Consider the following 15,930-nt stretch of genomic DNA (forward strand, 5'->3'; position numbering starts at 1 on the left):
CTGGTATTTGCCCTGGTGGGTCAGCAGCACTCGCCGGTTGACGTCACCGGCGGCGTACAGCCATCCGTCACCGATCGGCGTTCCGTCCTCCCCGACCACGCGCAGCGTGTCGTCCACCATGAGCCAGGCGCCCGGCGTCAGGCCGACTGCGCCGAGACCGATGTCCTGGGTGTTCGGTGTCCGGCCGATCGGCCACCAGAACCTCGTCGGCCTCGACCTGCTCGTCGTTGGTCATCGTGATGTGCGCTGTTCCGGCCTGGTCGCGGTGCCCCGATGCGGCTTCCGCGCCGGGGCGTACCGACACGCCAGTCTCCCGCAACGACTCGGTGACCCGCTCGCCGGCGAACGGCTCGGCCTGCGGCAGCACACCGTCACGGGCCAGCATCGTCACCGAGGAGCCCAGGGCGGCGAAGGCGGTGGCCATCTCCTACGCCACCACGCCACCACCGATGATCGCGAGCCGGCGGGGGACCGTGCTTGCGGCGGCCGCCTCCCGGCTGGTCCACGGCGCGGCGTCGCGCAAACCGGGAACGTCCGGCAGCAGCGCGCCGCTTCCGGTCGGCGATGACCACCGCATGCCGGGCCGTCAAGGTGATCGGGACGCCAACGTTGGCGGACACGATCCGGCCCTGGCCACGGTGCAGAGAGATCCCGGCCGAATCGAGCCAGCCGACCTGACCGTCATCCTTCCGATGCGATGCGAAGGAATCCCGCCGGTGCAGCACCGCGGCCGCGTCGAGACCGCCGGTCACCGCCCCGCGCGCTCCCGGCATCTGACGCGCCGCCCGCAACGCCGCCGCGCTGCGCAGCAATGCCTTGGTCGGCGTACAGGCCCAGTAGGAGCATTCCCCACCGACGAGCTCGCGCTCGACGACAGCGGCGCTCAGCCCCCCGCACCACCTGGTCGGCGACGTTCTCCCCGACCGGGCCGGCCCCGATGACGACGACGTCGTCAGTGTTGTCCTGGCCGCCGTCCTGGAGTTCCAGCGCGACATGATCAGCGAGAACACCCGCGAAGGCGTCGCCGCCAAGACCCTCGGCCGCCCCGCCGCCATCGACCACGACAAGGCCACCACCATCGTCGAGGAGTACCGGCAGGGCGCCGCCATCAAGGCCCTGGCCCGCAAGCACCAAGTCGCCCACAAGACCATCCGCCGCGTCCTGGACGCCGCCGGCGCCCGCAACATGCCCGACCAGCTCGACGCGCCGCCGACCAACACCGGTGAGCAGTATCGCGTGCCCGCATCGGACCCAGACGCGACCCTCGATCTGCCGGGACTGCCCGCCGATCACCTGCGTACCACTGGTGATGAAACCGTCCGCCAGGCTCTCGCTTCCGGGCGGACCATCCGCCGCGGCCGCGGCTACTCGGTCCGCATCACGGCCCCGCTCACACGCCATCGCGCCGCGCTGGAGCAGAGCGCCGCCCTTGCTGAGGCCAGCCCGACCGAGCGCAAGGCGTATCGCGTGTACGCCGCCCGTGTCACAGCCGTTCTGGTCATCCGACTGCATCCATCATGACCTGCGAAAACCCTTCGGCGAGACGCGTTTGAACGGAAAGTCACGGCAGGCCGCTCAACGCTGCTCTGCTAACGGGACTTTTCGTTCGGATGCTCGTCGTGCCCCGAAGCACGGTGCCCAGGGCGTCCGGAGCGTGGGATTCACCTGATCCAGACGGCCTGGGCCCGGCTGTGGCCTGCCCGTACAATGGCGACGGCTACCGCTCAGCGGGCGAAGCGGGCTGGGTCTGGACGGCCGGTCCACGCAGCCGCGACGCTTCTGCATTGTGATCGTCGCGTTGATTGGCGAGCGGTGTCTATGCCGAAGTGCGTGGCCGGGCTTCCGGTTCGGTATGCACTTGAACTCTCGAGAGTCTGACTTGACTGGCGAGGCAAGCAGCGCGCCAAACCGCCCCCGCTGTCCGGTCGTGGATGTACCGGATGCGTGCCGAAGAGCACGGGACGACCACCAACTCGGCCATTCTCGCGTCTCAAGAGAGGGGGCAAGAACCGAGAAGCCACAGGTCAGATGGGGTGTGAAGTGGCTAGGGTGCCCGGGGCTCGAACCCGGAACCTACGGATTAGAAGTCCGATGCTCTTGACTCCTCCGCCGAGTCGCCGGCATCCGGGGCTTCTGGCTGATCGGATACGCGCGGGGATTGTTGCTGGCGTAGGAGGGCGTGGGCGACGGCGGCGGCTGTGACGGCCTCTTCGCGTTGCTGCTGGGCGGTTTTCAGGGCGTTGGCGAGGTCGTTGAGTTCGGTGCGCAGTCGTTCGGTCTCGCTCAGGGACGCGGTTCTGGATTGGTCGGCGAGGGTGCGGGCTTGTTCGGCCACGGCGGCCGCGGTGACCGCTTGTTCGCGCTGCTGACGTTCGACGATCAGCGCCTCTCGTAGCCGGTCGGCTTCCGCCGCGTGCGCTGCGGCGGTGCCGCGGGCTTGGTCGCGTTCCTGCTCGGCCCTGCGGGTCTGGACTTCCTGCTCCTGGAGGTGGCGGCGAAGGTCGGTGAGGTCGTGCTGCTGGACAGTGGCCTGGCGTTCCAGGTCTGCGATACGGGCGGTCGCCGCGGTGTGCAGCTCGGTCAGTTCGGCGGTTCGGTGGCGGGCGGTGTCACGGTGCTGCTCGGCCTGGCGTTGCCGGCCAATTGCTTCGGTGGCGCGTTGCTCGGCCTGAGAACGTGCGTTCCGGTGTTCGCCCACCTGGCGCCAGGCGTCCTGCTCGCGTTCCTCGGCGCGGTCGCGGGCGGTCTCCGCCTGTTTCTGCGCCTGTTCGGCGGCGGCGACATGGGCGGCGGCGGTGTTGGCGATCGTCGTGGCGCGCTGATCTGCCGCCGCGGCTCGCTGGTCGGCCGCTGCTGCGGCGGCGCGGGCCTCCTCGGCTGCCTGCTCCGCGGCCTGGACCTGTGCCAGAGCGCCACTGCTCAGCTCGGTCAACTGGGCGCTCAACGCAGCCTGGGCAGCCTGCCACTGCTCGCCGGCGGCCAGCAGCGGGCCGAGGAGACCTTGGGCGCGCAGCAGCGCGTTCGCCACTGGTGCGGCATGGGAGGCGGTACGTGCCCGGTAGGCGGCGGCCCGGCAGGCGTCGCTGCAGTACTTGGCGCGGCTGCTACGTCCGGGGAGGGCGTTGGCACAACCGGGCCCGGCGCATCGCAGTTCCTCGGCCGTCTCCATCGTCTCGTCGTGGAGGGGCAGCTCGTCGCCCTCGGCTGATGAGTCGGCTGCCGCAAGTTCCTGGTCGTCTGCCACAGTCAGCCAGACTAGCGTTCGTTGCGAACGAACGCACGTGTTACGTGCGAACGCAAACGCAAATGTCTTCAAGCCTAGCTCGTGATAACCTTCCTTATCGCGGGTCAGAATGTGGCGCCCGGATCGGTGCCGGAGTGGGCGGGGGACAGGCGTGCACGACGAGCGGGAGACTTTGCCGACACCGGCCGCGCAGGAGCGGCCGCCGATCTTCGCGCCTCCAGAGAATGCGGCGGAAACCGGCGGGCACACCGCAGCCGACTACACCCTCAGCGCGGCCACCCAAGCCCGAATCGCCGACGGCGTCCCAGCCAACACCCGCCGCGCCTACGCCCGCCAGTGGACCCTCTTCACCGCCTGGTGCGCCGAGCACGGCCGCACCGCGCTGCCCGCCACCGCACACACCCTGGCCGAATACACCTCCCAGCTGTGCGAGGCCGGCCAGGCGCCGGCCAGCATCGAGCAAGCCATCGCCGCCGTGCGCACCATGCACCGCCTGGCCGGACACACCGGACGGCCCGCCACCGAATCCGCCCGCCTCGCCCTGCGCGCCTACAAACGCCAGCGCGCCGAATCCGGCGGCCGCGGCCAGCGCGAGGCCCCGCCCATCACCATCGACGCGCTGCGCGCCATGGTCTCCGCCTGCGACCTGACCACCGCGATCGGGCGACGCGACCGGCTGCTGCTCGTGCTCGGCCTGGCCCTGATGGGCCGCCGCAGCGAGCTCGTCGCCCTCACGCGGGAGGACGTGCGCGAGGTCGCCGACGGCCTCGAGGTGACCATCCGCACCTCCAAGACCGATAAAGACTCGACAGGCGAGACCATCGCCATCCCGCGCGGCACGCACCCGCTCACCGACCCGGTCGCCGCCTGGCGCGATTGGCTCGACGATCTGGGCCAGGCCGGACAAACCACCGGAAGGCTGCTGCGCCGGGTCAATCGGCACGGTGGCCTCGGCCCCTCGCTCGGCGCCGACGCGGTCAACACGATCGTCCGCCACCTGGCCGTACGCGCGAACGTGCCCTACGCCGACACCGTCACCGCGCACAGCCTGCGCGCCGGCGGCGCCACCGTCGCCTACGCCGCCGGCGTCCCGGTCGCGGTCATCGCCAAGCATGGCCGCTGGGCGCCCGCCTCACCGGTGGTGTTGCGGTACATCAGGGCCGTGGACCGCTGGCGGGACAACGCCATGCGCAATGTGGGCCTCTGACCAGCCGGCTTTGCGGGGCCCCGGCACCGCGGCCGAGCAGGCGCGAGCCGAGACCCGCGCGGCTCGCGACACCCCGGCCGCCGCCGCTTCGAGGACGAACGCGACCGGCTACGAACGCAGGACGACCAGGCCCGCCTGGGCCAGGCCACGGCCGAAACCCGCCTGGAGACGGCCGAGCGCGAACTGCAGATCCTGTGTTACCAGCTCGCCGCCGCTCAGGCGGCCACCGGGCTGGTCGTGCCGCCGCCGGCCGACGTCGAGGGATGGCCCGGCGTGCGGCTGCCTGGTGGCACCTTCGGTGCTGTCACCCGTCAGGCCGCCCGTTGCAGACTCCGCTGATGCCCTTCGGTCAGGTTCATGAGGTCTGTTCACCGCAGGGCCGGCGAATCCGAGACCGCAACAGTGGCCGCGAGCCCTCCGGCGGCAGCAACCCCACTCGGGTGGCGACCGCGGGGTGCCGGTAGGAATCGTGTCATGAGCCCCGAACGGCGTTGAGCTGCAGAGAGCTGCAAGGCCGAGGTTGGCCTGAAGGCCGACACAGGCGTCCTTCCCAAGTCGGAGATCGTCGGTGGGGAATCAGGGTTCCCGTAGGGGACAACTCCGACGCCGTACCCCCCTCTCGTGTCGGATCTTGATACGGCGGAGGCCGAGAGCCGGACTCCGTGAATCGGAGGAGCAACGTGAAGGGAAGACGCGCCGGCGCGGCCGTCGTGGCCTGCTTGACCGTGTCGTTGCAGGCAACGCCCGCCGTGACCGCCACCGCGGCGGCAGACGCGAGCCCGAGCGGCCGGCCGAGTTTGCAGGCGATGCTGGACAAGGTCGTCGCAGGCGGTGCGGTCGCCGCGATCGCCGAGGTTCGCGACGGGGACAGGACCTGGCGAGCCGCCGGCGGCAAGGCGAAGATGAACCATGCTCAGCCGGCCCCGGTGGACGGGCGCTTCCGGGCCGGGAGCGTGACCAAGTCGTTCACGGCGACCGCGGTGCTTCAACTGGTGGGAGAGGGAAAGCTGCACCTGTCCGACAGTGTGGAGCAGTGGCTGCCGGAGCTCGTGGACAAGGGCGCCGACATCACGATCAGGCACCTCCTCCAGAACACCAGCGGCCTTCCCGAGTACTCGACGGGCCTGATGGACGAGGCAGGCATCCCCAAGGAGCGCTACCGCACCTGGTCGGCACGCGAACTGGTGGAAAGAGCGGAGAAGCTCCCGCGCGACTTCCCGCCCGGGTCTGAGTACAGGTACTCCAACACCAACTACATCGTGCTCGGCATGCTGATCGAGAGGGTCACCGGCAGGCCGTACGCGACAGAGATCAGAGAGCGGATCCTGCGGCCGCTCGGCCTGCGGCACACCCGCCTGCCGGGAGCCTCACCGGAGGTGTACGGCCCGCACGCCCACGGCTATGTGCCGGTCACCAGGGGTGGCGAGGTCGCCCCCGTTGACGTCACACGGTTCAATCCCACGATGGCCGGCGCGGCGGGCGAGATCATCTCCACCACCGGGGACATCAACCGGTTCTACCGCGCCCTGTTCCAGGGCAAACTGCTCCGCCCTGATCTGCTGAAGGAGATGAAGGATCCCGGCACGACCGAGGGGTACGGGCTGGGGCTGGAGCTGGCGCCTCTTCCCTGCGGCACTGCGTTCGGCCACGGCGGCGGCGCCCCGGGCTATCTCACGGTGGCGTTCAACTCGGCCGACGGTTCGCGACAGGTCACATTGTCGATCACCCCGTTCTCCGGCGACCCTCACCAGGCGGCCATGACCCTGCTGACCTCTGCGTTGTGCCCTTAGAGAGCATCAAGGCTGAGGTCTTGGCGGTGAAGGTGGTGGGTTACTCCCGCCACTGCCGCTCCTGGCGGTCCAACTGCCGTGATCGGGATATCTCGCGGCACAGCCCCAGGCGCGCCCACCGTCACCCCCCAGAGCGGGGACAGTCACATGACTCGGGCTCTGAAACTCTCCAGTGCCCTCGCCGCCGCGGCCGCCGTCGAGCCACCTTCACCAGGTTGGTCGCGCCTTAGCCGCTGCGGTTGGCGGGGACTTCGAAGATGAGTCCGAGACCTTCCTCTTCGTCCCAATCTTCGCCAACCTGGACGAAGCCGAAGCCGGCGATCGTGGCCAGGGACGCCGCATTGTCGGGACTGATCGTCGCCCGTACGGTCTTGACCTCCAGTTCGGCCGCCGCCCGACGCAACAGCTCGATCAGGATGGCTCGGCCGTAGCCCTGGCGGCGGAAGTCAGGGGCGACGGCGTAGCCGATCTCCACCATGCCCGCCTCATCGGGCGGTCCGTGAAACCCGGCATGACCGATGACGACACCTTCAGGTCCGGTCACCGCCTGCCGCGCCATCCACCGCGCGTGGCGGGGATCGGCGGCCATCTGGTCGATCCGAACCTGCCACAGCCACCGCGCTCTATCTGTCACGAAGTACTCGGTCAGCGCGACCCCAGCCGTGTCGCTGGCCGCGGGCAGATCCCCATCGAGCAGAGCGGACATCGCAGCGCTCGACAGCTCGACAAAGCGCACCTGCTTCGAACTGGTGGGGAACGATGTGTGCCGATCGGCCTCATCTGTCACGTGCGGATGATCGCACAAACGTCCGACAGACGCCCAACGAATTTCGGACGGTGACCGGGCAAGATCGGCTCCGGCGGGGGTGCGGGCCGGGCCGCCGGTCGGTGAGAAGACCGGGCTGCGGCCGGCGAGCACGGCTCGAGACGAACCTGAACGTGGAGACCAACTCTGTCGATTCCCGCGGTGCCTCGCTCATCGGGTTCGGCATCACCCGGTTGTTGAACTTCGACCTCATCACCCGGTTCAAGCAGATCAACGTGATGAAGGTGCACCTGCCCCCACCGCACTGCTGATGGTCAACGTGCGGGAACCCTCTTGCCGCAACTCAAGCGCGGGGTCCTAGATTTCCCCTGCGAGGCGCTGTTACTTGGGGCGGTCAGAGCGAAGGACTCCGTGTCGGGGGTCGCGCTCGCGGCCGCCATCCCGGCCTTGGCCGCCATCGGCGGCGCGCACACCCCTGGACACGCGCCGCCGCCATGGTCAACGCCGACGGAACCGTCGTGCGCTCCACCGGCGTCACCAACGTCCGCAAGATCAGCACGGGCGAGTACTGCATCGAGCTCGACGCGGACATCAACGCCGCCAAGACCGTGCCCGTCGCCACCCCGCGTTCGCCATCCATCTGGGAAGCCGCGATCTTCATCGACAACAACACATCCAAGTGCGGGGACCGTTGCTTGTGCGGTCGCCTTCTCTGGCATGCCGCCGAATCGGAATGGCGTGTCGGCAACAGCGGATCGCGGGGAAGGGTGGACCAACCCGACGGTCCGGCTCGGGCTCGATCCTGGGCAGGTCCTCCAGCCAGGCCCGCACGGTGTCGACGGCATCGGGCGAGGGGGGCCATCAGGAGCAGCCCTCTTCGCTGGCCCGGCCCTCGTGGGCATCGGCGTCCGGCGGGGTTTCGGTCCGAGGCCGCCCGCACCCTCAAGCTCGGCCGCTCCACTGCCGGCCCGGCGCTGAGCAGCGGCCCTGTTCTCGCGCGGCGCGTTTCTGCCGGGTTCCGGGGCCCGAAGCTGAACGTCGAGACGATCCTGTGCCCGGCCCGCCGCGGGCGTTAGGCGTCTCGGCTCACGATGCCGTAGTCGACCTGGGTGAAGAAGCCCAGGAACTCCGCGAGGGTCAGGCGGAACGTGCCGGTGTCCGTCGCCGCGTCGAGCTTCTTGTCCAGGTTGGGGGAGTTCTTGTGGTGGGGGTTGATCAGGGTGATGGTCGACGCCCGGGTGTCGAGCGTGGACAGGGCGGTGGCCATGGCCGCGAGGTTGTTCAGCGACCCGCCGCGCGCCGGGTTGGTCTCGTAATCGGGAGCCGGCCAGTTCCCGGCAGGCTGGAGATCCACGGCGCCGATCATGTAGGCGTGCCGGGCGAACAGGTACGGCTGCGACGCGGGCATGCTCACCGGCGGCGCCAGCGCGGCGAGGAGCTTGACGACCCGGCTCGCCCATGGGGCCTCTGACCGGCGGGGGAGCAGGTCCTTGATGACGGCGGCGCACGCGTCCTGGAACTTCGCGTCGGATTCCAACGGGGTGAGGCCCTCTTCGCCCGCCTTTATGGCGGTTTCTAGCTTCTCGACGATGACGGCGAGATGCGGGTCGAGGCGCTCGAAGTCGTCGAGCCGGGCATCGCCGAGCTGCTTCCGGAACAGGTCGACCAGTTGCCCGCCGACGTCGCGCCAGCTGATGGCCGCGGTGGGGATCGCCAGGCAGGGCGAGGGGTTCGCGGCTTGATGACCGACCATGAGCAGCAGGTTGAACAGCTCCGAGCTGGGCCGGTCGAGGGAGCCGGGTGGGCGGGAGATCGACTTGTTCAGATTCGTCACCTGGACCGAGCCGCTCCGCCGGAAGCGGTGGCCGTACAGGCAGGAGAGGATGGCGTGACTGGCGACGCTGCCGTTGCTGATGGCGACGTAGCCGTTGACGTCCTCGTCGGAGGATTCCTTGTCGGCGAAGAGGCCGTGGGCGCCGGCCAGGACGGCGTACGCGCGCTCGACGATCGGGACCCACATGGCGGTCCGCAATTTGTAGGACTTTTCCAGGTACTCGTTGCCCGGATCGTCGTCGGCGCCGAGCGTCCTGCGCCGCCGGTGGACGGGGCCTCCGATCTGGACCCGGGCGCGGGCCCCCAGGAGGGCGTTCTGGTTGCTGTGCGGGAAGATCAGGGTGTCCAGCTTGACCTGCTGGGGCACGCGGAACTCCTGGTTCTTGTCCTTGATCGTGCGGGTGAAGGTGACCACGTACGTGTCGTCGTCCTTCTTGACCATCCGCCGGATGTGGTCGGGGTCATGCTGGGCGATGGCACCGAGCAGCGACAGCAGGAAACAGTCGCCGAGCTCGCCCTGGCGTACGTCGTCGGGGCTCGGGCCGCCCCCGAGCCAGAGCTCGTTCTTGGCCGTCAAGGTGACCGTCGTCGGCAGGTTCACGCCGGAGACGTCGTTCATGGTCTCCAGCACCTCGTCCGAGGGATGGGTGTACAGGTTGCCAGGCTTCGCGGGCGTGGGCACGTCGATCATGCGACCGTCCTTGGTCGCGAAGACGTTCGGCGGCCCGAGCACGATCGCCTTGCCGACGGCGCCCGGCGCCGCCTCCTTGTCCAGGCTGGGCGACGCCTGTAGCGAAAACTCGTCGATGGTCACCTCGAACGCGGCGGAGATGTCGAAATAGTCCGGCTCCGCGTGCTTCGACATCGCCTCCACGTACGTGTCGACCATCTGCGTGAACACCGGCTGGATCACGACGTCCGGGAGCGTGTTCAGGACCTTCTCCCGATCCGCCTCCGTGCACTCGGCCCACAGTCGCAGCAGCTTCGGCCAATCGCCCAGTCTCCCCTCCGTGGCGAAGTACAGGACGGCCTCCTCGGCCACCGCCTGGGCGAGACGCGGCCGTAGGATGATCTTCTGGAGCTCTTCCGGGGTTTTGACGCCGATCAGCTTGACCAGGTCGGCCGCCTTCGCGACGACGGTCTCGACGACGACGGTCTCGGTGCGCTTGGTCTTGGTCAGCGGCTCGATCGTGCTGAGCGGCTCCTGGCCGATGACCTGTGCCTGGTGGACGACGAACGCGGTCTCCTCGACGACCGCCACCGTGCCCTCATCGTCGCTGTCCTGATCCTCCGCCCTGACCTGGGCGCCGCCGGGCTGGACCTGATCGCCGGCCCCGCGCTCCGGGGACGGCCACCGGCGCGTCGACTTCCGCTTCGGCCGCTGGTTGAACTGCTTCATCGGTTCACTCCTGTCAACGCGGCCAGAAGGAGGGGAAGGCATCGCAAGAATCCATCGCGTCCCAGCCCGCGTCAATACGGATCGTGTGCAGGATCGGGGACGTGAACGCCGCGACTGTGGTCCTCCGGTGGCCGGCGTTCGGCTGCGCTGATCACGGGGACGGCTGTCGCACTAAAAGGCGATGGGCCGCTCGGACAGCCAGCGAGAAGCGAGATCGGTGACGATCGCTCCGCCGCGGTCGTTCAGGTGCACGTGGTCGACGAGGAGGTCGCGCCCGCCATGGCGGGCGATCTCGTCCCAGCTGCGCCCGAGCAGGTAATGCTGGGCGGCGATGGCGAAGGCCAGCGGGAAACTGAAGGCGTACGGCTGTCGTCCGCCCTGTGTCCGCAGGTGGTCGGCCATGCGCTCATGCACGGGCAGGTACTGGACCTGTGCTCGGTGCGCGATTTCCTTGATCGCGGCGTTGTATCCGGCGAGCGATCGGTTGATCGTGGTGTCCAGGTTCTCGCCGAGTGGCGGCAGGGACATCACGGCGATCCGCGCGGCGGTGCGGGCCTGGATGCGGGCGATGATCGCGCCGAGGTTGGCTCGGTAGCGCTCCAGCGCCACGCCGTCGCGGACGTCGTTGGTGCCGATCAGGAGCAGGACCGCGGCCGGCCGGCATGCCAGGATGTCGGTGTCGAGGCGCTGGAGCAGGTCGGCGGTGGTGTTGCCGTTGATGCCCGCGTTGACGAACTCGTATGCGCGGTGCTCGGGCCGTGCGCGCAGGGCCGCCACCCAGTCCGCGCCGAGCGTGCCTTGGGTCATGCTGGCGCCGGCCGCGACCACGCGGGGGCGCTCGCCCGGCGGGCCCTGAGCGCACAGGTCGGCCGGAGGGTTGTCGGGCGGGCGGAGGAAGGTGAGATAGGCCACGGCGCCGGTGCCGGTGAGCACGACGGACACCAGCAGGATCACGGAGATGACGATCCGTCTTCTCATGGTCAGTACCCCAGGCTGATGCTGTGGCCGACGGTGGCAGGCTCGGCGAGTGCGGCAAGGATGGCGTGGGCCAGGTCGGCGCGGGCGATGGTGATGCCGCGGCGCACGTTGCGGTCGATGGCGGTGCGGTAGGGGCGGCGCTCGCCGTCGGTCAGGCGCGGAGGCCGCATGATGGTCCAGTCCAGACCGCTGGAGAGGACGGCCTCGTCGGTGCGGGCGAAGTCGGCGAATCCTTCTCGCAGAAGACGGCGTAGCAGGGGTTTGACCAGGGCTCGGTTCAGCGGTCCGTCGCCCTCGTCGACGATGTGCCCGCCGGCGGTGACGACGATCAGGCGGCGGGTCGCGGTGGCTCGCATCGCCGTCATGATCGCGCGGGCGCCGTCGGCGCACACCGACCCGCCCGCGCCCGGCCTGGGCCCCAGGGTGGACACCACGGCGTCCTGGCCGGTCACGCCGGCGCCGATCGCGTTGGCGTCCGTCAGTTCAGCGGTCACCACGTCGAGCCCGGGGCGGTCCGGCCGGCGCAGCCGGGTCGGATCGCGGACGATCGCGGTGACGTGGTGGCCGGCGGCGAGTGCCTGGTCGAGCAGCTGCTGTCCGGTGCCACCGGTAGCGCCGAAAAGGGCAAGTTTCATCAGGGACTCCTGGTTAGTAAACGCTCGTTAACTGGTAGAGTGACGTTAGCGAGCGTTTACTAACTACGTCAAGTTGCGAAGGAGCAGCAATGGGCACCAGGGACGCGATCCTCGACGCGGCCGCCACGGTCATGGCGGAGCAGGGCCTGGCCAACGTGACCACGCGACAGATCGCCCGCACCGCCGGGTTCACCGAGGCCGCCCTCTACAAGCACTTCACCAACAAGGCCGACCTGCTGGTCGCGGTGATGCGCGAACGCTCACCCGGCTTCGGCCGGCTGGCCGAGGTGCTGCACGGCAAGGCCGGAACCGGGGACGTCGTGGACAACCTCACCGCCATCGCCACGGCGGCGATCACCTTCTACAGCGGCGGTTTCCCCATGTTCGCCTCGATGTTCGCCGACCCCGCCACCCTTGCCGCCCACAAGGCCGAGATCCGGCGCAAGGACGTCGGCCCCCACAAGGTCAACGAAGCGATCGCCGCGTACCTGCGCGCCGAACAACAACAGGGCCGCCTGAATCCGGACGCGGACGTCCAGGCCGCCGCCGGTCTCCTGGTCGGCGCCTGTTTCCAGCATGCCTTCCTCGGCCACATGTCCACCCCCGCACACTCCGACACCCACGAGGCGGCCGCGGCTTTCGCCCGCACCCTGTACGAGTCCCTCGCCCCCTGAGATCGGGCGCTGGGACAACCCGATCTTGGGGCGCCCAGGACGTGTGGGCCGCCGCTCAGCGCTGTCGAGCAGGGAGTCCGATGGCACTGGGCCCTCCCGCTCGGGTCCGTGAGATCGCCCTCGTGCAGAGAACGCCGCCGGCGGACCGTCCACTTGAGGAAGGAGGCGATCGCGGTTGATGGCCCATGGGATCGACCAGTCCGGGCGCCGACCTCAACCCAGCGGCCTGGACGCGATGCGCGTGAGTCGGCGCCTAACGTTCGCCCGGAGTGACAACGCCGGATTCGTACGCCAGTACCACCGCCTGGACCCGGTCGCGCAGCCCGAGCTTCGTCAGGATGCGCCCCACGTGGGTCTTGATCGTGGTCTCCGACAGGAACAACTCGACTCCGATCTCGGCGTTGGACGCGCCTCCGGCCAGGCTGAGGAAGACTTCACGCTCACGCTCCGTGAGCACCTTGAGCACGGCCTCCGGGTCGGTGTCGGCCTTGGCGACGAGCCGCCCGATGAGCCGGCGGGTCGTGGCGGGCGCGATGATCGAGTCACCCCGGTGCACGTGCCGGATCGCAGCGATGATCTCCTCACCTGGCGCGTCCTTCAGCATGAACCCGCTCGCACCGGCGCGCAGCGCGGCCAGGGCGTGCTCGTCGAGATCGAACGTGGTCAGCACCAGCACCTTCGGCGGGTCGTCCAGCCGCTGGATCTCCCTGGTGGCGAGGACACCGTCCATCCGGGGCATGCGGATGTCCATCACCACCACGTCGACGTGCCGCGACTCCAGCGCCGACAGGGCCGCCAGGCCGTCAGCGGCCTCGGCGACCACCTCCATGTCGGGCTGGGACCTGACGACCATGGTCAGGCCGTTGCGCAGCAGCTCCTGATCGTCGACGATCATGATCCGGATGATGGGAGACTCCTCGGCTCGTAAGGCAGGGTGGCCGACAGTTCGAAGCCGGCGCCGGAGCGTCTGCCGGCCTCCAGGGTGCCTCCCACCATGCTGAGACGTTCGCGCATCCCGGTCAGCCCGACGCCGGCCTCTCCGGCGGGCGGGCCGGCGCCGTCGTTCGTGATGGTGATGTGCAGTCTGTCCGCGCGCCAGGCCAGCGTCATGTCGGCGGCGGCCGTCGCCCCCGCGTGTTTGATCACGTTGGTCAGTCCCTCTTGGACGACACGATAGGCGGTCAGGTCGACGGCGGGGCGCAGCGGCCGGGCGTCCCCGACCTCCTGTACGGCGAGCCGGACGCCTGTGTCGCGTACCTGGTCGAGCAGGTCGGAGAGATCGCCGAGGCCCGGTTGCGGAGTGGTGCCGCCGTCGGCGCGCAGCACGCCCAGGAGCCCGCGCATGTCCCGCAGGGCCTCGCGCCCGACCCCGGCGATGGTGGCGAACACGTCTGCCCCGGGCGAGCCTGGGGCGGACAGCCTGCCACCTTCCGCCTGGCTGACCATGACGGCGAGCGAGTGGGACACCACGTCGTGCATCTCGCGGCTGATGCGGTCGCGCTCCGCCCGCGCCGCCTCCTGCCGCTCCCGCGCACGGTCGGCCTCCGCGCGCTCGGCCTTCGCTCTGAGCTCGGACAGGAACAACACCCGGATCCGGCCGAGGCGGCCCAGCGACCACAGGCACGCCGCTGCGGCGACCAGGCCGACCGACAGTCCGATCCGCCAAGCGACCAGCTCGTAGGAGCCCGACGAGCCGCCCCATGAAGCCGGATTCCACAGGCGCGCCAGGACCAGGGCCACACCCGTCAGGGCGACACCCAGACAGGCCAGGCTGGGCAGCAGGCCGAGCCGGCCGCAGGCCGTGTAGAGCAGCAGCCCGAAGACCAGCGTGCTCGGCAGCAGCACCGCCGGATAGTAGGCGCCGCCCGGGTCATGCAGGGGCGGGAGTGCCACCAGCAGCAGCATCGCCGCGGCGGCCACGCCGTACGCCACCAGCGGGCGCAGCCGACGCGGAACGACGCACCCGTGCAGCACCAGCAGGCCGAGACCCGCGAGCAGGCGGAGCGGCAGAGGACTGTCCGAGGCCCGGAGCAGGCTCAACGAGACCAGGCCGAGCGGCAGGAAGAGCAGCACCGCGAGCAGGGCATCGGTGCTCACCTGATGCCGGTCGAGAAACGAGTCAACCGCGGCATCGGAAGATGACGGGGACTCTCGCACGCCCACCATTATGGTCGGTGTGCGTGAACGAGGCGCCGGCGGCGGGAGAGGTAAGCCAGCGCCGCCACCGCCAGAGCCGCACCCCACAGCGGCCACAACATCTCCGGCAGCCAGGCCCCCAGCTCGGTGTCCGCCCCCGCAGGGCCGACCTGCTCGCCGGTGAGCTTCTTGCGGACGTACATCAGCCCGGCGGAGGTGACGGGGAGGGAGACGGCCAGAGCCGAGTAGGCCGGGAGCCGTGCCGGAATCGCACGCCCGTGCAGGAACGGCACCCAGCGCGGCCAGATCTCGCCCCACGGCCGCACCAGGCCGAAGGTCAGGCCCGCACCGATGAGACCGAGCGTGCTGAGACCGGCGCCGATCGGGGTGATCTCGGCGATGTGGGCCAGGAACCGGTCGCTGATCCCGACAGGCACGCCCAGCAACCAGCCGAAGCGGGTGACGGCGTAGACGACGGGGACGGCGACCGCGACGGCGGTCGCGTACCGCCCGACCCGTAGCGCGCGGGCGGCGCCACCGGGCCGCCCGGCCCCTGCTGTCAGCGCGCGCGTCCCCAGGAGCATCAGGCTGACGCCGGCCGCCATCAGGATGAGCAGGTTGACGCTCGGCCACGTGAGCATGGTCGCGATCATCGAGAACTCGGCCTGGCCGGCGAGCGCGGCGACCAGCATCACCGGCAGATATCCAGCGGTCATCATGATGCGCACGTCAGGCAGCAGCACCGCCAGGCCGGCGCCGAGCGCGACGGCCACGACGGCGGGGGCCCGGTCGAGCGGACCTCTGCCGGCGAGCACGGCGACGACGCCGGCCACCAGCGCCGACACCGCGAGCACGGCCCCGCCGGCTGCCGCCGGAAGAGGATCGAGCAGGGTGCTGCCCGCGCCCGTACGGCCGGCGTCGAAGGGATATGCGGGCCCTCCGAGAGCCCAGAGCAGGCTGAGGGGCAGATGGCTCACCGACCAGACGGCGACGATCAGGGTCGGCACGATCGTGGGACGGTTTCGCGGGGGAGAGGTGTTCACCCGGCCCAATCTGCTGCCGCGGGGGTGCCCCGCACATCGTCACGGGGTCTCGGCCGGCTCCTCCGGAGGTCGCGACGGCGTCGTCCCAAAGGATGACGCTCGACGCGAGAGCGGGGCGCCCCAAGCGGGGGATTCCATGGCCGCGAACAGTGCATTCCCTCACTGCAAGGGTGCGCTGTTCGCGTTCCGACAGAAACCCCCCGCTCGGGTACGCCGGTCTGGGGG

Annotated in this window: 15 protein-coding genes; 5 read left to right on the forward strand and 10 right to left on the reverse strand. The window is 69.9% G+C overall.

Going from position 1 to position 15,930, the window contains the following annotated elements:
• Positions 1–67 precede the first annotated feature (67 nt).
• Positions 68–424, reverse strand: coding sequence for an FAD-dependent oxidoreductase (locus ABZ815_RS37710; RefSeq protein ID WP_357705987.1), 357 nt, complete (start codon positions 422–424; stop codon positions 68–70).
• Between the two features lie 3 nt (positions 425–427).
• Entirely contained in the window at positions 428–577 is a 150-nt protein-coding gene (locus tag ABZ815_RS37715) for a hypothetical protein (protein ID WP_357705988.1), read from the reverse strand.
• 416 nt (positions 578–993) lie between these two features.
• On the opposite strand from ABZ815_RS37715, the gene ABZ815_RS37720 reads away from it, so the two are divergent.
• Positions 994–1,521 carry a hypothetical protein gene (locus tag ABZ815_RS37720; RefSeq protein ID WP_357705989.1) on the forward strand — a complete coding sequence of 176 codons (528 nt, stop codon included), beginning with the start codon at positions 994–996 and terminating at the stop codon, positions 1,519–1,521.
• Positions 1,522–2,080: 559 nt separating this feature from the next.
• Here ABZ815_RS37720 and ABZ815_RS37725 read toward each other — a convergent pair.
• Positions 2,081–3,244 (reverse strand): hypothetical protein, encoded by a 1,164-nt coding sequence (locus ABZ815_RS37725; RefSeq protein WP_357705990.1) that lies wholly within the window; start codon positions 3,242–3,244, stop codon positions 2,081–2,083.
• 151 nt (positions 3,245–3,395) lie between these two features.
• Between ABZ815_RS37725 and ABZ815_RS37730 the strand changes: the two genes are divergently transcribed.
• Positions 3,396–4,451, forward strand: a complete 1,056-nt coding sequence (locus tag ABZ815_RS37730) for a tyrosine-type recombinase/integrase (RefSeq protein WP_357705991.1) — start codon at positions 3,396–3,398, stop codon at positions 4,449–4,451.
• Positions 4,452–5,131: 680 nt separating this feature from the next.
• The gene (locus ABZ815_RS37735; RefSeq protein WP_357705992.1) at positions 5,132–6,241 is read left to right on the forward strand and encodes a serine hydrolase domain-containing protein; all 1,110 of its coding nucleotides are present in this window, start codon (positions 5,132–5,134) and stop codon (positions 6,239–6,241) included.
• A 226-nt stretch (positions 6,242–6,467) separates the two neighbouring features.
• Here ABZ815_RS37735 and ABZ815_RS37740 read toward each other — a convergent pair whose 3' ends face one another.
• On the reverse strand, positions 6,468–7,028 hold the full coding sequence (locus tag ABZ815_RS37740; RefSeq protein WP_357705993.1) for a GNAT family protein: 561 nt from the start codon (positions 7,026–7,028) through the stop codon (positions 6,468–6,470).
• Between ABZ815_RS37740 and ABZ815_RS37745 the strand changes: the two genes are divergently transcribed.
• Positions 7,001–7,318, forward strand: a complete 318-nt coding sequence (locus ABZ815_RS37745) for a Tn3 family transposase (protein ID WP_357705994.1) — start codon at positions 7,001–7,003, stop codon at positions 7,316–7,318. The two genes, ABZ815_RS37740 and ABZ815_RS37745, sit on opposite strands and share 28 nt — an antisense overlap.
• A 761-nt stretch (positions 7,319–8,079) precedes the next feature.
• On the opposite strand, the gene ABZ815_RS37750 is transcribed toward ABZ815_RS37745, so the two are convergent.
• From ABZ815_RS37750 to ABZ815_RS37760, 3 genes are all read right to left on the reverse strand, one after another.
• On the reverse strand, positions 8,080–10,239 hold the full coding sequence (locus ABZ815_RS37750; protein WP_357705995.1) for a hypothetical protein: 2,160 nt from the start codon (positions 10,237–10,239) through the stop codon (positions 8,080–8,082).
• 171 nt (positions 10,240–10,410) lie between these two features.
• The gene (locus ABZ815_RS37755) at positions 10,411–11,193 is read right to left on the reverse strand and encodes a GDSL-type esterase/lipase family protein (RefSeq protein ID WP_357705996.1); all 783 of its coding nucleotides are present in this window, start codon (positions 11,191–11,193) and stop codon (positions 10,411–10,413) included.
• Positions 11,194–11,219: 26 nt separating this feature from the next.
• Positions 11,220–11,852 (reverse strand): NAD(P)H-binding protein, encoded by a 633-nt coding sequence (locus ABZ815_RS37760; protein WP_357705997.1) that lies wholly within the window; start codon positions 11,850–11,852, stop codon positions 11,220–11,222.
• An 89-nt stretch (positions 11,853–11,941) separates the two neighbouring features.
• Here ABZ815_RS37760 and ABZ815_RS37765 point away from each other — a divergent pair, with 89 nt between their 5' ends.
• Entirely contained in the window at positions 11,942–12,526 is a 585-nt protein-coding gene (locus ABZ815_RS37765; RefSeq protein ID WP_357705998.1) for a TetR/AcrR family transcriptional regulator, read from the forward strand.
• A gap of 253 nt (positions 12,527–12,779) precedes the next feature.
• Here the strand turns inward: ABZ815_RS37765 and ABZ815_RS37770 are convergent, their stop codons facing one another.
• From ABZ815_RS37770 to ABZ815_RS37780, 3 genes are all read right to left on the reverse strand, one after another.
• The gene (locus tag ABZ815_RS37770; RefSeq protein ID WP_357705999.1) at positions 12,780–13,421 is read right to left on the reverse strand and encodes a response regulator transcription factor; all 642 of its coding nucleotides are present in this window, start codon (positions 13,419–13,421) and stop codon (positions 12,780–12,782) included.
• Positions 13,418–14,623 carry a histidine kinase gene (locus ABZ815_RS37775; RefSeq protein ID WP_357706000.1) on the reverse strand — a complete coding sequence of 402 codons (1,206 nt, stop codon included), beginning with the start codon at positions 14,621–14,623 and terminating at the stop codon, positions 13,418–13,420. The genes ABZ815_RS37770 and ABZ815_RS37775 overlap by 4 nt, the downstream gene beginning before the upstream one ends.
• Positions 14,624–14,691: 68 nt before the next feature.
• Positions 14,692–15,705: a hypothetical protein gene (locus ABZ815_RS37780; protein ID WP_357706001.1), complete on the reverse strand. Its 1,014-nt coding sequence runs from the start codon at positions 15,703–15,705 to the stop codon at positions 14,692–14,694.
• Positions 15,706–15,930 lie beyond the last annotated feature (225 nt).

Origin of the sequence: Nonomuraea sp. NPDC047529, from assembly GCF_040642995.1 — a bacterium.
Taxonomy (GTDB): Bacteria; Actinomycetota; Actinomycetes; order Streptosporangiales; family Streptosporangiaceae; genus Nonomuraea.

What these genes read in the sequence shown, in the direction of transcription:
- ABZ815_RS37710 (WP_357705987.1), bottom strand. Translation starts at nt 424, where the DNA reads ATGGCCACCGCCTTCGCCGCCCTGGGCTCCTCGGTGACGATGCTGGCC.
- ABZ815_RS37715 (WP_357705988.1), bottom strand. Translation starts at nt 577, where the DNA reads ATGCGGTGGTCATCGCCGACCGGAAGCGGCGCGCTGCTGCCGGACGTT.
- ABZ815_RS37720 (WP_357705989.1), top strand. Translation starts at nt 994, where the DNA reads ATGATCAGCGAGAACACCCGCGAAGGCGTCGCCGCCAAGACCCTCGGC.
- ABZ815_RS37745 (WP_357705994.1), top strand. Translation starts at nt 7,001, where the DNA reads ATGTGTGCCGATCGGCCTCATCTGTCACGTGCGGATGATCGCACAAAC.
- ABZ815_RS37750 (WP_357705995.1), bottom strand. Translation starts at nt 10,239, where the DNA reads ATGAAGCAGTTCAACCAGCGGCCGAAGCGGAAGTCGACGCGCCGGTGG.
- ABZ815_RS37760 (WP_357705997.1), bottom strand. Translation starts at nt 11,852, where the DNA reads ATGAAACTTGCCCTTTTCGGCGCTACCGGTGGCACCGGACAGCAGCTG.
- ABZ815_RS37765 (WP_357705998.1), top strand. Translation starts at nt 11,942, where the DNA reads ATGGGCACCAGGGACGCGATCCTCGACGCGGCCGCCACGGTCATGGCG.
- ABZ815_RS37770 (WP_357705999.1), bottom strand. Translation starts at nt 13,421, where the DNA reads ATGATCGTCGACGATCAGGAGCTGCTGCGCAACGGCCTGACCATGGTC.